This window comes from Cryobacterium sp. TMT1-2-1 (assembly GCF_004403955.1).
GTDB classification, from domain to species: domain Bacteria; phylum Actinomycetota; class Actinomycetes; order Actinomycetales; family Microbacteriaceae; genus Cryobacterium; species Cryobacterium psychrotolerans.
In genome coordinates, this window is sequence record NZ_SOHC01000077.1 from 1 (window position 1) to 16,025 (window position 16,025).

A 16,025-nucleotide genomic window follows, 5' to 3' on the forward strand; every position below is an offset into this window, starting at 1 on the left:
CCCCGCGTCCCGCACCTCCCCGGCGCAGCCGCCGCGGCCGGCGCCCTCCGCCGCGCCGACCGCGGTGCCGACGTTCGACCGGGGCGCCCGGTCGACCGACGACCCGGCCAGCCTGTGGGTCGTCGTGAACAAGAAACGTCCGCTGACTCCGCCGGACTTCGCCCCGACCGACCTCGCGGATGTCCCGGTGCCTCACGTGTACGAGCCGAAGCTGCGGCAGGAGGCATCCGTCGCAGCCGTGGCGATGTTCGCGGGCATCACCGAGGCGACCGGACTCAGCCTGCAGTCGCAGAGCGCCTACCGCGGCTTCGAGGCGCAGACCCGGGTGTACGACCGGGCGGTGCGAGCGAACGGACAGGCGTCTGCGGACGCCGCCATCGCCCGCCCCGGCTCGAGCGAACACCAGACCGGCCTGGCCCTGGACATCAGTTCGGTTCCGTCACGGTGTGCCCTGAGTGCCTGCTTCGCCGACACCCCGCACGGACGGTGGCTCGCGGCGAATGCGTGGCGCTACGGGTTCCTGCTGCGCTACCCGGCCGACAAGGTCGCCATCACCGGGTACGAGTTCGAGCCCTGGCACTTCCGCTACATCGGGGTGCAGCTGGCGGGCGAAATGCACCGCACCCGCGTGAGCACACTGGAGGAATTCTTCGGACTCCCCGCGGCGCCTGACTACGACTAGCGACGGGTCCGCCGCACCGGCACCCATGGGTTTCGGATGCTTCGCACAGGGGTTTGCCATGGGGCGATGTTTACCTTTTGGGTCCCCTCCCCCCCAAACAGAGACGATTTTGTGCGCCTGAATTCACCCCGAGACACCCGCAACCGGCCCCGCCACTCCGCCGAGAGGCCCCTCGAGAAGCGGCACATCCTCCTCCCCGGAAGCATCATCGCAGCCAGCAGTGCCGTCGCCTTGTCGGTCGGCCTGGCCACCGGCGGAGGCGCGATCGGTGCGGTTTCCGAGCCGGGACCCTCGGCCGCCGCGGGCAGCGCCCCGGCCTGGCAGCCGGAGCCGATCGTGCGCAGCAGCATCATCGCGGCCAATGGCACCTCTGCCGGCTCCGTCGCCGGAGGCACCGTCGTGACCGTGACCGGCGCGGACCTGAACAAGGTGGCCAGCGTGAACTTCGGCGCCAACCCCGGCACGGTCGTCTCGGTCACGAGCGACACGGCCACCCTCAGCACCCCGGCCTCGACGCGCCTCGGAGCCGTCCCGGTGGAGCTCTTCGACGCCGACGGCGTCGCCGTACCCGTCCACTCGGCCGCGACCCCGTCCCTGGCCACCGCGCCGCTGAGCTTCCGCTACATCCCCGACCCGAAGGTCGCCGCGCAAACCGCCTATGTGCTGGCCCACTGGAAGGACTACAACTCCGCCGAGTACGGCCGGCTCCCCGGTAACGACTGCGTCAACTTCACCAGCCAGTCGCTGATCGCACGCGGCTGGACCATGGATGCCGAGTGGTCGTTCAACGCCGGAACCAGCCAGTACAGCGCGGCCTGGGCCAGTTCCACGGCCTTTGCCGCCTACCTGGCCGCACATCCGAACCGCGCCACCGCGCTCGGCGACGACCGGCGCGCGCAGGTCAAGGTCGGGGACGTCGTGCAGTTCGACTGGAACAGCTCGGGCGACCGCGACCACACCGGGATCGTCACCCGCGTCGAGAAGACGGGCGGCAGCGCGCGGATCTACTACGCCAGCCACACGATGGACAACGACTTCAAGTCTGTCGACGAGTCGCTCGCGAACGCCGGAGGAACGGTCTCATACTGGAGTATCACCTAAAGGCGGACCCGCATCCGCAGCCGACCAGGTGAACTCACCCCCAACGAATCGAGGATATCGTGGCGCTCTCCCGGCCCATCCGGATCGGCCTCGTGGCGCTCGCCGTCGGCGGCCTCATCGCGGGAGCGGCAGCGCTGACCTCGGTTGTGGTTGCACAGGATTCACCCTCCGCCGGCCGGGCGGCCACATCGGTGCCGACGGATACCGCGACCCCCCGAGCCACCCCCGACGCCCCGAACGCGCCGGTCCCGGTCGACCTCGCCGTTCAGAAGCAGCTGGCCTACGCGCTGGCGCACTGGAAGAACTACAACGTCGCCGACTATGGGGTCGTCACCGGAAACGACTGCGTCAACTTCACCAACCAGTCGCTGATCGCGCGCGGCTGGAAAATGGATGCCGAGTGGCGCACCGCGGGCACCGGCTCCAGCTTTTCCTTCTCCAAGCCCTGGGTGAGTTCGACCGCGCTGATGCGCTACCTCGCCGACTCCGGCCGGGCCACGGCCCTGACCGACGCCCAGCGTGACCAGGTGAAACTCGGCGACGTCGTGCAATTCGACTGGGACAAGTCGGGTGACCGCGACCACACCGGAATCGTCACCCGCGTGGAGAAGACCGCGGCGGGCGTGCAGATCTACTACGCCGGGCACACCGACGACAGCGACTACCTCTCGGTCGACTACGCGATCACGACGAAGCACCCGGGCGGCCGGGCGTACTACTGGAGCATCCCCTAGCCCGGGTCTCGACGAGATCAGGCGATCGCCGCGTCGACGATCGCCTTCGCCTCGACCTGCACCTGCTTCAGGTGCTCCGGGCCGAGGAACGACTCCGCGTAGATCTTGTAGACGTCTTCCGTGCCGCTCGGCCGGGCCGCGAACCAGGCGTTCTCGGTGACGACCTTGACCCCGCCGATGGCCGCGCCGTTGCCGGGCGCGTGGCTGAGCTTGGCGATGATCTTCTCGCCGGCCAGCTCGGTGGCCGTGATGGCGTCGCCGTCGAGCTTGCCGAGCTGGGCCTTCTGCGCCGGCGTCGCCGCGGCATCCACCCGCGCGTAGGCGGGCGCACCGAAGTGCTCGGCGAGTTCGGCATAGCGCTGGCTCGGCGTCTTCCCGGTTACCGCGAGAATCTCCGAGGCGAGCAGGGCGAGCAGGATGCCGTCCTTGTCGGTGGTCCAGACCGTGCCGTCGAAGCGCACGAAGCTGGCTCCCGCGCTCTCCTCGCCGCCGAACGCGACCGACCCGTCGATCAGGCCGGGGACGAACCACTTGAAGCCGACCGGAACCTCCCAGAGTTCGCGGCCGAGGAAGCCGGCGACGCGGTCGATCATGGTGGACGAGACGAGGGTCTTGCCGACCCGGGCGTCCGCCCGCCAGCCGTCGCGGTGGCTGTACAGGTAGTCGATGGCGACGGCCAGGAAGTGGTTGGGGTTCATCAGCCCGTCATCCGGGGTGATGATCCCGTGCCGGTCGGCGTCGGCGTCGTTGCCGGTGAGGATGTCGTAATCATCCTTGTGCGCCAGCACGGAGGCCATCGCCGAGGGGCTCGACGGGTCCATCCGGATCTTGCCGTCCCAATCCAGGGTCATGAACCGCCAGGTCGGGTCGACCTTCGGGTTCACGACGGTCAGGTTGAGCTCGTACCGGTCGCGGATGGCGCCCCAGTAGCCCACGCTCGCGCCGCCGAGCGGGTCGGCGCCGATCCGGATGCCGCTGTCCTTGATGGCCTTCATGTCGATGATGTTCTCGAGGTCATTGACATAGTTGCCGCGGAAGTCGTAGGTCTCCACCGCGCTCGGCTCGCTCATCCTGACGTCTTTCAGGCCGCCCGCGATGAGCTCGTTCGCGCGGTTCGCGATCCAGGAGGTGGCGTCGCTGCCGGCCGGGCCGCCGTGCGGCGGGTTGTACTTGAAGCCGCCGTCGGAGGGCGGGTTGTGGCTGGGGGTCACGACGATCCCGTCGGCCTCGTCGCCGTTCCCGGCCCGGTTGTAGGCGAGGATGGCGTGCGAGAGGGCCGGCGTCGGCACATAGTCGTCGAATTCGTCGACCAGGGCGCGAACGCCGTTGGCGACGAGCACCTCGAGGGCGGTCGTGTACGCGGGGGCGCTGAGCGTGTGCGGGTCGGTGCCGATGAACAGCGGCCCGGTGATGCCCTGGGCGGCTCGGTACTCGACGATCGCCTGCGTCGTGGCGATGATGTGGTCCTCGTTGAACGCGAGGCTGAGCGAACTGCCGCGATGGCCCGATGTGCCGAAGACGACCCTCTGCGCCGGGATGGAGACATCCGGTTTCAGCGCGTAATACGCGTTGACGAGCGCCTCCGCGTCGATGAGGTCTGAGTCCTGGGCCGGGGTTCCCGCACGTTCATTCATGCCCCCATCTTGGCACTGCAACTAGGCTGTGAGCCATGGCCGAGTCCCCTAATGTCACCTACAGCTTCCTGGGGCCGGTCGGCACCTTCACGGAAGCCGCGCTGGCCCAGGTGCCCGAGGCGCAGGGAAAGCCGTGGCGTGCCGTCAACAACGTGGGCGAGGCCCTCGCGGATGTCCTCACCGGGCGCAGCGTCGCCGCGATGATCGCGATCGAGAACTCGGTCGACGGCGGTGTCTCGGCCACCCAGGACGCCCTCGCCGGCGCCCCTAACCTGCGGATCATCGGCGAATACCTGGTCCCGGTGAACTTCGTGCTCGTCGCCCGCCCCGGCACCGCGCTCGCGGACGTGCGGGTCATCAACGCGCATCCGGTCGCCTACGCCCAGTGCCGCACCTGGCTCGAGTCCACTCTGCCGCGCCACGGCCACATCCCGGCGTCGAGCAACGTCGCCGCCGCGGCATCCCTGTTCGACAACAGCCAGGCGGATGCCGCCATCGCCCCGCCCGGCATCGAGAAGCACCACGACCTCGACGTGCTGGCCACGGACATCGGCGACAATCCCAACGCGGTCACCCGATTCGTGCTGGTGAGCCGCACGACCGAGCTCCCGGCCAGGACGGGCGCCGACAAGACGAGCGTGATCGTCGAATTGCCCGAGGACAGGTCGGGCGCCCTGCTCGAAATGCTCGAACAGTTCGCCACCCGCGGGGTCAACCTCAGCCTGATCCAGTCGCGGCCGATCGGCGACGCCCTGGGGCGCTACCGCTTCGTGATCGACGCCGACGGCCACATCCTCGACGAGCGCGTCGCCGACGCCCTGCTGGGCCTGCGCCGCTCGAGCCCCAACGTGATCTTCCTCGGCTCGTACCCGCGCGCCGACAAGCGGCCGATCGAGTTCACGTCCCGCTACGACGACGAGATCTTCATCGAGGCCCGCGCCTGGCTCAGCACCCTCCTCCCCTAAACCCCCTTCCCCTCCCCCTAAAGAACCCCCCTTTTCCTTCCGCGAAACCGCAGTTGTGCGCGTTATTCGGGCGTTTTAGCGCGCACAACTGCGGTTTCGCGGGGAGGAAAGTCAGACGGGAGGGGACCAGGCGGGCACCCGCACGGCCAGCGCCTGCGGGTCCGACCGGAGGAACACCGACCGCACCATCCCGAATCCGTCGCCGTCGAGTTCGAGCGGCTGCGGGCTGTCCAGCCTGATCCGGATGTCGGTGCCGCGGAGCGTTTTCATCATGCGCTCGTTCCCCTTCTCGCGCAGGCGGATCACCTCGCGGCCCGCAGCCGAGCGGCGCAGCACGCCGTTTTCCCACATCACGCGCAGCCAGATCCTGAACCAGCCGCGCACGCCCTTGACCTGCATGATCGCCGTGTCGAGGATGCCGTCGTCGAGCCGGGCGTCGGGCAGGAACAGCATGTTCCCGGTCAGGGTGCCGCAGTTCGCGACGAGGATCGTGCTGATGTGCGCATGCCGCTCGGGACGGCCGTCGAGGCTGTAGCCGATGCGGAAGGGTTCGGCCCGGGGGATGACCCGTGCCCCCGCGTCGACGTACGCGAGCCAGCCGACCTGCTTCTTCAGCGACGGCCGGGTCTTCGCGATCATCTGCGCGTCCAGGCCCACCCCGGCCAGCACGACGAAGGCGTGCTCGATGGTCCGCCCGTCAAAGGTGGTCATCTCGGCGACGCCGACGTCCACCGGTTTGTCGATCCCCCCGAACGCGATCGCGGCCGACTCGTCGATGCTGCCCAGGGGCAGCTGCAGGTTTCGCGCGAGCAGGTTGCCGGTGCCGAGCGGCACGATGGCCAGGCTCACCTCGGAGCCGCGCAGGGCTTCGGCCACGGCCCGCACGGTGCCGTCGCCCCCGGCTGCGATCACGAGGGATGCCCCGCGGCGCACGGCTCGACGGGCGGCCTCGTTTCCGAAATCCTCGGCGCTCGTTTCGAACCAGAGTGTCGGGGCCCAGCCCGCGGCGGACTGCGCAGCGTGCACGCTCCTCCGAAGCCTGGCCAGGTCGACCTTGATCGGGTTGTAGACGACGGCGGCATACCGGTCGATGCGGGGCGGACCGGAGGCTGTCACGGGGCAAGGCTAGCAAGCCGCCCCGGTTCGCGCTTGTAGACTCGATGCTGTGATTGATCCGGTGCTGTTACGCGAGAATCCTGAGCTCATCAAGCGTTCGCAGGAGGCGCGCGGCGACTCCGTCGCGGCGGTCGATTCTGCGCTGTCCGCGGACGCCGCCCGCCGGGCGGCGATCACCTCCTTCGAGGCGCTGCGGGCCACGCAGAACCAGTTCGGCAAGCGCGTCGCCTCCGCCCCGCCCGAAGAGAAGAAGGCGCTCGTCGCGGAAGCGCAGAGCCTGGCCGCCGAGGTGAAGGCGGCCGGTGCCGCCGCGGCGGATGCCGAGGCGCGCTTCACCACGATCGTGCGCAGCATTGCCAACCCGGTCATCGACGGCGTGCCGTCGGGCGGCGAGGAGAACTTCACCACCCTCCGCACCCACGGCGAGACCCCCACCTTCGACTTCGAACCGCGCGACCACCTGGAGCTGGGCGAGCTGCTCGGCGCCATCGACATGGCCCGCGGCGCGAAGGTGTCCGGATCGCGCTTCTACTTCCTGCGCGGGATCGGCGCTCGCCTCGAAATCGCCCTGATGAACATGGCGCTCGACCACGCGCTCGCGGCCGGTTTCGTCCCCCTGATCACGCCGACGCTGGTGCGGCCGGAGATCATGGACGGCACCGGATTCCTCGGCGAGCACAACGACGAGGTCTACTACCTGCCCGGCGACGACCTCTACCTCACCGGCACCAGCGAGGTCGCGCTCGCCGGCTACCACAAGGACGAAATCCTCGACCTCTCGGCCGAGCCGCTCCGCTACGCCGGCTGGTCGACCTGCTACCGCCGTGAGGCCGGCTCCGGCGGCAAGGACACCCGCGGCATCATCCGGGTGCACCAGTTCAACAAGCTGGAGATGTTCACCTACGTGCTCCCGGAGAACGCCGAGGGCGAGCACGATCGCCTCGTCGCGCTGCAGGAGGACATGCTTCAGGCCCTCGGACTGAGCTACCGGGTCATCGACGTCGCAGCCGGGGACCTCGGCTCGAGCGCCGCCCGCAAGTTCGACATCGAGGCGTGGGTGCCCACCCAGGGCGCCTACCGAGAACTGACCAGCACGAGCAACTGCACCACCTACCAGGCCCGCCGCCTCGACATCCGCTACCGCACGGAATCCGGCAAGACCGCGCCGGTCGCGACCCTCAACGGCACCCTGGCCACGACCAGGTGGATCGTCGCGCTGCTCGAGACCCACCAGCAGGCCGACGGATCCGTGCGGGTGCCCGAAGCGCTCCGGCCCTTCCTCGGCGGCCTCGAGCTGCTCGAACCGGTGAGCCGACCGTGACCGACGGGCGCTGGCTCGTCGCCCTCGACATCGACGGCACGACCATGCACGAGGACGGCACGATCAGCGACGCCGTGCTCGAGCAGATCCAGCGGCTCACCTCGGCCGGCCACGAGGTGATGCTGGCCACGGGTCGGTCCGCCTCCGCCACCCTGCCCGTGCTCGAGCGCCTCGACATCGCACCCCGCTTCGTCGTCTGCTCGAACGGGGCGATCACCCTGCACCGCGACCCGGACGCGCCGACCGGTTACCGCCGGGAATGGGTCGAGACCTTCGACCCGACCGACGTTCTCACCTCGATCCGCTCGCACCTGACCGGCGCGCGCTATGCGGTCGAGGACGAGCACGGTTATTACCGCTACACCGAACCCTTCCCGGATGCCACGATCGGCCTGGACAGCGAACACGTCGACTTCGACCAGCTACTCCTGCACGCCGCCACCCGGGTGGTTGTCATCTCGCCCGATCACGACATGGAGGAGTTCCTCCAGGTGGTCGAGAAGATGGGCCTCAACCGGGTCAGCTACGCGATTGGCTGGACGGCCTGGCTGGACATCGCGCCCGACGGCGTGAACAAGGCCACGGCGATGGAACGGGTGCGCGAGGAATTCGGGATTCCGCGCAGCCGGGTGATGGCCGTCGGCGACGGACGCAACGATATCGACCTGCTGCTCTGGGCATCCGTTTCGGGGCGGGGCGTGGCCATGGGCCAGGCCCCCGCAGACGTGATCGAGGCGGCCGGCGAGATCACGGCCTCGGTTCTCGACGACGGACTCGCGCTCGTGCTCGGCACGCTCTAGACCCGCATGCAGCCGGTTTTCAGGTAATCCTGTCATTCTGGAGAGTCCGCTATCGGCTAGAATCGGGCCTTGTTCGTTCGCGAACCGGGAGGGCTGTCCGAGCGGCCGATGGAGCCAGTCTTGAAAACTGGTGGGCAGAAATGTCTCGTGGGTTCGAATCCCACGCCCTCCGCATTGCGAGGTGTCACCGCCAGCCAGGAACGAAGGGATCAGAGTGAGCGACCAGATGCGTCCACGCTCTTCGCGATCGAAGCTGAGCACCATCGCCCGGCACGGCCGGCTGAAGAAATCCAACCCGGTTACGACCGTGTTCAAGTTCATCGCCGCGGCCCTGGCCGTTCTCATGGTCAGTGGCGTGTCTGTCGCCGCGATCGCGGCCTACGACGTTGTGGCCAGCGTCAAGCCCGGTGTCCACCTCGAGAACGAGGTCGAGGGCGAGCCCGGTCCGAAGTTCAGCGCGATCAAGGGTGGCGTGAACCTGCTGCTCGTCGGCAGTGACAGCCGCAAGGGCCAGGCCGCCGTGTTCGGCGGCGAGGACGAAACCGGCGACCTCAACGACGTGACGATGCTGCTGCACATTTCGGAGGACCACAGCAACGCCTCCGTGATCAGCTTTCCCCGCGACATGTACGTGCCCATCCCCGGCTGCCCCGACGGCAAGGGCGGCACCTACGACGCGATGAGCAGCCAGAAGATCAACACGACCCTCACCTACGGCGGGCTCGCCTGCACCGTGCTCACGGTGGAGGAGCTCACCGGGCTCAAGATTCCCTATGCGGCCGAGGTGCAGTTCGGCGGGGTCATGGCCATGTCGACCGCGGTCGGCGGCGTCGAGGTCTGTGTCGCCGAGGACATCGAGGACAAGCACACCGACACCTACCTCAAGGCCGGCAAGCACACCTTGCAGGGCCTGGCCGCCCTCCAGTTCCTGCGCACCCGCCACGGCATCGGCGACGGCAGCGACCTGACCCGCATCAACAACCAGCAGGTCTTCATGTCCGCGTTGCTCCGCACGATCAAGAGCTCCGAGACGCTCTCCGACCCCACCAAGGTGTACTCGCTCGCCAAGGCGGCGACCGCCAACATGCAGCTGTCGACGAGCCTCAACAACGTCGACACCCTGATCTCGATCGCGCTGGCGCTCAAGGACATCGACCTGGACAAGGTGGTCTTCGTGCAGGTGCCCACGGGCGAGGTCGACAGCGGCGTCAAGCCCCTGCAGCCGGACTTCGAGGACATGTTCACGACCATCGCCGCCGACCAGCCGATCCAGCTGGGAGGCTCGACCGGCCGGGGAGCAACTGCTGACCCGGATGCCCCGGCGACGCCCGAGCCCACCGCGTCGGCCACACCGAAGCCCGGCACGTCGGCAACGCCGGCACCGAAGCCCAGCGTCCCGGCGACGGTGCTCCCCGACTCGGCCACCGGCCAGACTGCGGACGAGTTCACCTGCTCGGTCGGCCGCACGCTCAACAACCAGTAGTGACCGCCGGCGGCATCCGGGCCTGGTTCCTCCGGAGGCCCCCGGTGCGGTTATGATTGAACTCGTGTGTTTGCAGCGCAAGCACCAAGGAGACGTCGCATAGTTCGGCTTAGTGCACCACCCTGCTAAGGTGGAGTGCCCTTTACGGGGCACCGTGGGTTCAAATCCCACCGTCTCCGCACTGGGGAATTCAGCCTGTGCAACGGCCGAGTTCGTTAAATTGCGAACTGCGCGTCGAGGGTCGCTAGGACAGCTTCTCGGTTTCGACGAACACGATCGTGGCCGTGCCTCGGTTCGCCACGGTGTGCTCCGCGCCCGCCGGGCGAGTGTAGCTCTGGCCGATGCGCAGTTCCGCGGCAATCTCCGACCCGTCGGCGTTTGTGACATACATCGTGTCGTTGACGAGAGGCACCACGACGTACTCGAATTCGTGCCGGTGCATGGGGATCGCTCCACCGGGCTCGATCACCCACTTCGTCACCCGAAAGATGCCGTTGTCGATCTGGGTCTCGCTGATGGCCATAGCGGTTCCTTCGATTGTGTTGTCGTTGAGCCGAGCATACTTGCCCCGCTTGCCCGAGTCGCGCCGGCTTACCCGCCGGCCGCGACGTCGTGTTGGTGGCCCAGCGCACGTTGACGCCCCAGCACAGGACTCTGGAGGCACAGGTACAGGTTCGTCACGAATGCCGCAGACGTGACCGGCTCGCCGAACAGCTCCTCGATCTTCCCGAGTCGATACCTGATCGTGTTGGCATGCACGAACATGGCCTGCGCGGTGGCTGTGATGTTCTGATCCAACGCCAGATAAGTCACCAGCGTTGCGTGCAACGTGTCGGCACCGCGCAGTTCGTGCAGAATCGGGCGCATGCGTGCCAGCAACTGCTGTCCATCCACCTGGGAGAGCAGCCAGGTCGCGAGGTCGACTTCGTCCAGGCGCACGATCTCGGTCGCCGTCGCAGGGCCGGCGTCGGCTGCAAAGGAGCGTGCCCGTGACCGGGCGATCTCCAACGCCATTTCGGCCTCGCGGAATGCCGCCGGGGTTTCCGCTAACGCCCCGAAGGGCGCCGACGTGCCCACGGTGAGCGTCTGCGCGACCTGATTGAGCCACGCCTCGGCACGTCCGGCCGCGGGAATGACCGCGCTGATGGTCGCCGGTGTCTCTTGATCAAGCCTGCGGATCGAAACGAGCAGTGCCACTCCGAAGCTCTTGGCCGAATCGATCAGCCGTTGCACGTGCGCCTCGGTCGCCGATTCGCCCCCGGGCGCCGCCGCCTCCAGCGCGCGCAGCGGAACATAACTCGGGAACTTGTACTGCGCCAGTCGTCCCCAGTGCCGGTGCTCGCGCGAGGGCAGGACCCCATCCTGCAGCGTGGCCAGGACGTGCGCGTTGTCTCGGCGATCGCGCAGGCTCGCCCCGTGCTGGATGCCATTCACCGCTGCCAGCATGCGCTCGGCGGTGTCGAGCAGCACGTCACCGAGCCGGGGCAGCAGGTCCTCGCTGCGGGTGCCGATGGCCAGCACGTGCACGCCGTCGTGCAGGGCCACCGTGCGGGTGCGCAGGTGCCATCGGCCAATGGAAAACTCCTGATCGGTCGCGTGCGAGGCCGCCACCTCGTTCCAGATCAGCCGGGTGGGGGCCTCGCCTGAGCTTTCGACAATTGCCCCGTCGGCGTCATACACCACGGCCGCGCCATGACACAGGTCGGCGACCCGTCCGACGAGCGCCTTCACCGGCTCCTCCATAGACACAGCGTTCAGGAGCAGGGTCGTGACTTTGAGGGTGAGGGTTAGCTCCGCGGCCTGGTCCGCTAGCGACGGGTTTGAACCGGTTCCCTGCTCCATGCCTCTCCTCCGCGCCCGAATTTCGCCCGCGCGGAGGAAAAAATCTGAGAAAGTTCAGATCCGGTCCTGCGTTGTCCGGGGGGTTTTGGAGATTCTACAGGCGTGCTCCGGTCGAGGTTTGGATTTTTCTAATGACGAACGGGAACCGTGCCCCCACAGTTGTCATCAATCCATTCATTGACCAGTCCCAGAAATCCCAGGAGGAACACCGATGACACAACTCCGCGTAGCCGTGGATGTTGGCGGAACCTTCACCGACGTGTGCATCTTCGACGAAGATACGAAGACCATGCGGGTGACAAAGGTTCCCTCAACGCCGCATGACCCAATGATCGCCGTCATGAACGGCGTTGAACGGGGTGAGATCAACCTGTCCGACGTCAGCCTGTTCTCGCACGGCACCACCGTGGCGACCAACGCTCTGATCACAAGAAAGTTTCCGGCCGCCGCCCTCGTCACCACCAAAGGGTTTCGTGACGTCATCGAGATTCGCGACGGTACCAAGGACGACCTCTGGGATGCCTACAACGACGTTTCTGGTCCCTACATTCGTCGCCGTGACAGATTCGAGGTGAGCGAGCGTATCGACTTCTCGGGACGCACGGTCACCCCGCTCGACGAGGAGGAGGCCCGCCGGGTGGCGGCCCTGCTGAAACGGCGCGGCGCCAAAACCATCGCCGTCTGCTTCCTCAACTCCTACGCGAATCCGGCCCATGAGACCCGTATGCGCGAGATCCTCGAAGAGGAGATCCCGGATGCCACTGTCTCGACCTCGGCCGAGATTCTGCCCGAGATCTTCGAATACGACCGGTTCAATACCGCGGTCGCGAACGCGGTGCTCGCTCCGCTCGTGTCGGGCTACGTGAACCGCCTCGCCACCCATCTGAAGGAGGGCGGCTACGCCGGCGACTTGCTGCTGTTGCACTCGGGTGGCGGCTCCATGACCCCTCGCATGGTCGAGAAGTACCCGGTGCGCCTGGCCGCCTCGGGCATCGCCGCGGGGGCGATCTCCGCAAAGCACATCGCCCAGCAGTGCGGCTACGAGAACGCGGTCAGCCTCGACATGGGCGGCACGTCAACGGACATCGCCCTCATCGCTGACGGCGAGCTGCGCATCACCAAGGAGTGGCAGGTGGAGTACGGCCACCCGATCATCTTTCCCTCGATCGAAGTGCTCACCATCGGCGCGGGCGGCGGATCGCTCGCCCACATCGACATTGCCGGGTCACTACGTAACGGCCCCCAGTCGGCCGGGGCGGACCCCGGGCCCGCCTGCTACAGCATGGGCGGCGACCAGCCGACAAACACCGACGCCAACGTGGTGCTCGGCCGGCTCGGCACCTCGCTCGCCGGCGGCGCCAAGAGCCTCGACAAGCGCCTGTCCGCAGAGGCCATCACCCGATTCATTGCGGAGCCACTCAACCTGGAACTGGCCGAGGCAGCCCACGCGATCGTCGCGGTCGCCAATGCGAACATGGCAGACGCGGTGCGTCTCATCTCGATTCGTCGAGGCTACGACCCGCGCGACTTTGCGCTGCTCGCCTTCGGCGGCGCGGGTGCGCTGCACGGTGCTGACGTTGCCCGCGAATTGAACATCCCTGTCGTCATCGTGCCGCCGAACCCCGGCGTCACTTCGGCGATGGGATGCCTGCTCGTTGACATTCGTCACGACCTGTCACAGATGTACACCGGGCTGGCCGCAAACGCGGACGCCGATGACCTCGAGGCAAGCTTCACCGCCCTCGAGTCTGAGGCATCCGCCCGCTTGCGGCATGAGGGTGTCGCCGACGAAAACGCGCTGTTGCAGCGGCAAGTGTCGATGCGCTACCTGGGCCAGTGGCGTTCTCTCTCGGTGCCGATGGGGTCGGGCGAGGGAGCGCTCAAGCAGGCGATCACGGCGTTTCACGAGCAGTACGAGCGCGAGTTCGCCTTTCGACAGGATGGCACGCCGGTGGAAATCTACCAGTTGCACCTCGCCGCCATCGGCAAGACACCCAAGCCCTCGTTTCGACCGCATGCGCGCACGTCGACCCACCCCGGGACGCCGATCGATACCCATCCCGTGTACTTCGGCGCCGACGGCTGGCTGGACACGCCGGTGTACGACCGCGACACCATCCCGGCCGGGGCCAGGTTCCGGGGCCCGGCCATCATCAACCAACTCGACTCGACCACGGTGGTGCCGCCATACACACACGCCGAGATCGACGAATGGCTCAACATCCGTATTCACCTCGAGGAGATACTCCATGGGTAACACCGCAACGGCAACCGCAACCGCCCCCCTGACCACGCTGGATCCGGTCACTTTCGAGGTGCTCAAGAACGCCTTCGCAACCAGCGTTGACCTCATGAGCGAACAGATCCTGCGCACCTGCTACTCCTTCGTCATCTATTCGCGCGACTTCTCCTCGGCATTGTGTGATGCCGAGGGCAACACCGTGATGCAGGGTTCAGGGGACATCGCCGTCCACGTCGGCACGCTGCACTTCCAGTGCAAGGCCGTGATTGAGGAATTCGGGACGGACATTCACCCCGGCGACGTCTTCGCCATCAACGACCCATATCGGGGGGGCACTCACTTCAACGACGTGTCATTTATTCGTCCGATCTTTGCTGATGGCGAAGTGATCGCTTATGCGCAGAACAAGGGGCACTGGGCCGACATCGGTGGCAACGTGCCCGGTTCCTTCGATGTGAACGCCAAGGAGCACTTCGGGGAAGGCCTGCGCATAACTCCGGTGCGGGTCTGGTCCAAGGGCGTGTTTCTCCACGATGTGGCGCAATTGCTCGTCTCCAACACGCGTGCGCCTGCACAGGCTATGGGCGACCTGCACGCCCAGTCCGAGGCGACCGCTGTGTGCGAGCGACAAATGCAACGCCTCATTGGCCGATACAGCACCGCAACGGTGAAGACCGCGCTCAAGGAGACACAGGACTACGTGGAGCGAACCGTGCGCCGCCGCCTGGAGACGCTGCCGCGTGGCACCTGGGAAACAGTCGACTACATGGATGCCGATCCCGGAAAGGGTGAGGGGCTCGTACCCATCAAGATCAAGCTCACCCTGGACGGCGAGGGCATTCACTATGACCTCACCGGCTCGGCACCGGTTGTTGAAACATTCCTCAACTCGGGCTATGGCACAACGTTCTCAGCCATCTACGCCGGCACCAAGACGTTCTTTCCTGACGTGCCACTCAACTCGGGATTCTATGCGGCCGTCACCGCGGACATCGGGCCCGAGGGCACCGTCGTGAACGCTGGATGGCCCTACGCGGTCACCGGCTTCTGCTCCGGCCCCTACGAGAAGCTGATGAACGGCATTTTCGAAATTTGGTCCCAGGTCATGCCCGAGCGGGCCATGGCGTGTGCGTTCAATCTCGAATACCTGCTCGTGGGCGGCCGCGATGCGCGCAGCGAGAAGAAGCCCTACTTCATGTGGTACGACTGGATGGCCGGCGGCTGGGGTGGCCGCGCGTCCAAAGACGGCTCGACGGCGACCGCACCCGTGTTCGGCCCCGGCCTCGCCGTGCAGCCGCTCGAAGGTCAGGAGCGTCTCTCGCCCGTGCTCACCTCGGTGCATCAGATTGCCGTCGACTCGGGTGGCCCCGGTCGCTTTCGCGGTGGCTGCGGCATCGAAAAGGGCGGGACGTTGACCGACGCTGAGTCCACAGTGATGAGCTACTCCTGCGACCGGGCTCGTTCCATCACCTGGGGCATTGAAGGCGGGTTGCCCTCGATCCCGCACGGCGTGTGGCTCAACCGCGGATCTGACAACGAGAGGTTCCTCGGCTCAAACTTCTCGTCGGTGCCCCTGCAGCCCGGGGACTCCTTCATCCGCCCCTCCGCCGGTGGCGGCGGGTACGGCGACCCGCTTGAACGCCCGGCGGAAGAAGTGCTGGACGACGTCATCGACGGCTACGTCTCGCTGCGTCGCGCTGCCGAGGACTACGGTGTGGTGATCGATGAGATCGATGCCGAGCTCGATGACTTCCGAATCGATTTTGCCTCCACCGCTGCCAAGCGCGAGTCAATTTCCGCGCAGCGGCAGGGGTGGCTCGAAGTCGACCCCACGGTGATCGCAGAAGGCTACAAGTCGGGCGAGATCGACATGCTCGATGTGATCCGCCGCCATGGCGTCATCCTCGACTGGGGCACGGGCGAGCTCTTTCCCACGACCACCGATCAGTTCCGTGCGCTGATGGAACGGCGGTCGGCGCAACACTGGGGCTGACCGCAGCAGACGCCCTGGAAGTCTGGGGCGGGCATCCGACCGGGCATGCGCAAGCCAGCGCGAGGTGCAGGATGCCCGCCCAGATATTGTGCAACAGCACAATATTTCGAGT

13 protein-coding genes and 2 tRNA genes are annotated in these 16,025 nt (G+C 67.0%); 11 read left to right on the forward strand and 4 right to left on the reverse strand.

What is annotated here, in order from left to right; genetic code table 11:
* The 3 genes from E3T33_RS13705 to E3T33_RS13715 form a co-directional block, all read left to right on the forward strand.
* Positions 1-682 (forward strand): M15 family metallopeptidase (locus E3T33_RS13705; RefSeq protein ID WP_134575540.1); only part of this gene is annotated, 682 nt, incomplete at its 5' end.
* A 111-nt stretch (positions 683-793) separates the two neighbouring features.
* The gene (locus E3T33_RS13710; RefSeq protein ID WP_166784500.1) at positions 794-1,783 is read left to right on the forward strand and encodes an amidase domain-containing protein; all 990 of its coding nucleotides are present in this window, start codon (positions 794-796) and stop codon (positions 1,781-1,783) included.
* A gap of 59 nt (positions 1,784-1,842) precedes the next feature.
* A complete protein-coding gene (locus E3T33_RS13715; RefSeq protein ID WP_166784501.1) occupies positions 1,843-2,517 on the forward strand; it encodes an amidase domain-containing protein in 675 nt (224 codons plus the stop codon).
* Positions 2,518-2,534: 17 nt separating this feature from the next.
* Here E3T33_RS13715 and pgm read toward each other — a convergent pair whose 3' ends face one another.
* A complete protein-coding gene (gene pgm, locus E3T33_RS13720) occupies positions 2,535-4,151 on the reverse strand; it encodes a phosphoglucomutase (alpha-D-glucose-1,6-bisphosphate-dependent) (protein ID WP_092323271.1) in 1,617 nt (538 codons plus the stop codon).
* Between the two features lie 35 nt (positions 4,152-4,186).
* Between pgm and pheA the strand changes: the two genes are divergently transcribed.
* Positions 4,187-5,116 (forward strand): prephenate dehydratase, encoded by a 930-nt coding sequence (gene pheA / locus E3T33_RS13725; protein ID WP_092323272.1) that lies wholly within the window; start codon positions 4,187-4,189, stop codon positions 5,114-5,116.
* A 111-nt stretch (positions 5,117-5,227) separates the two neighbouring features.
* Here the strand turns inward: pheA and E3T33_RS13730 are convergent, their stop codons facing one another.
* The gene (locus E3T33_RS13730; RefSeq protein ID WP_134575546.1) at positions 5,228-6,232 is read right to left on the reverse strand and encodes a diacylglycerol kinase family protein; all 1,005 of its coding nucleotides are present in this window, start codon (positions 6,230-6,232) and stop codon (positions 5,228-5,230) included.
* 49 nt (positions 6,233-6,281) lie between these two features.
* Between E3T33_RS13730 and serS the strand changes: the two genes are divergently transcribed.
* From serS to E3T33_RS13755, 5 genes are all read left to right on the forward strand, one after another.
* The gene (gene serS / locus E3T33_RS13735; RefSeq protein WP_092323276.1) at positions 6,282-7,553 is read left to right on the forward strand and encodes a serine--tRNA ligase; all 1,272 of its coding nucleotides are present in this window, start codon (positions 6,282-6,284) and stop codon (positions 7,551-7,553) included.
* Positions 7,550-8,353 (forward strand): HAD family hydrolase, encoded by an 804-nt coding sequence (locus tag E3T33_RS13740; RefSeq protein WP_198417069.1) that lies wholly within the window; start codon positions 7,550-7,552, stop codon positions 8,351-8,353. The genes serS and E3T33_RS13740 overlap by 4 nt, the downstream gene beginning before the upstream one ends.
* 87 nt (positions 8,354-8,440) lie before the next feature.
* Positions 8,441-8,525 (forward strand) — tRNA-Ser (locus E3T33_RS13745).
* 42 nt (positions 8,526-8,567) lie between these two features.
* Positions 8,568-9,836 (forward strand): LCP family protein, encoded by a 1,269-nt coding sequence (locus E3T33_RS13750; protein ID WP_092323277.1) that lies wholly within the window; start codon positions 8,568-8,570, stop codon positions 9,834-9,836.
* Between the two features lie 88 nt (positions 9,837-9,924).
* Positions 9,925-10,015, forward strand: a tRNA-Ser gene (locus tag E3T33_RS13755).
* Between the two features lie 65 nt (positions 10,016-10,080).
* Here the strand turns inward: E3T33_RS13755 and E3T33_RS13760 are convergent.
* Positions 10,081-10,359: a cupin domain-containing protein gene (locus E3T33_RS13760; protein WP_092323279.1), complete on the reverse strand. Its 279-nt coding sequence runs from the start codon at positions 10,357-10,359 to the stop codon at positions 10,081-10,083.
* Between the two features lie 68 nt (positions 10,360-10,427).
* Positions 10,428-11,678: a helix-turn-helix domain-containing protein gene (locus E3T33_RS13765; RefSeq protein ID WP_092323281.1), complete on the reverse strand. Its 1,251-nt coding sequence runs from the start codon at positions 11,676-11,678 to the stop codon at positions 10,428-10,430.
* Positions 11,679-11,889: 211 nt separating this feature from the next.
* Between E3T33_RS13765 and E3T33_RS13770 the strand changes: the two genes are divergently transcribed.
* Positions 11,890-13,935, forward strand: a complete 2,046-nt coding sequence (locus tag E3T33_RS13770) for a hydantoinase/oxoprolinase family protein (protein WP_092323282.1) — start codon at positions 11,890-11,892, stop codon at positions 13,933-13,935.
* Positions 13,928-15,913, forward strand: coding sequence for a hydantoinase B/oxoprolinase family protein (locus tag E3T33_RS13775; RefSeq protein ID WP_092323284.1), 1,986 nt, complete (start codon positions 13,928-13,930; stop codon positions 15,911-15,913). Before E3T33_RS13770 ends, E3T33_RS13775 begins: the two co-directional genes overlap by 8 nt.
* Positions 15,914-16,025 lie beyond the last annotated feature (112 nt).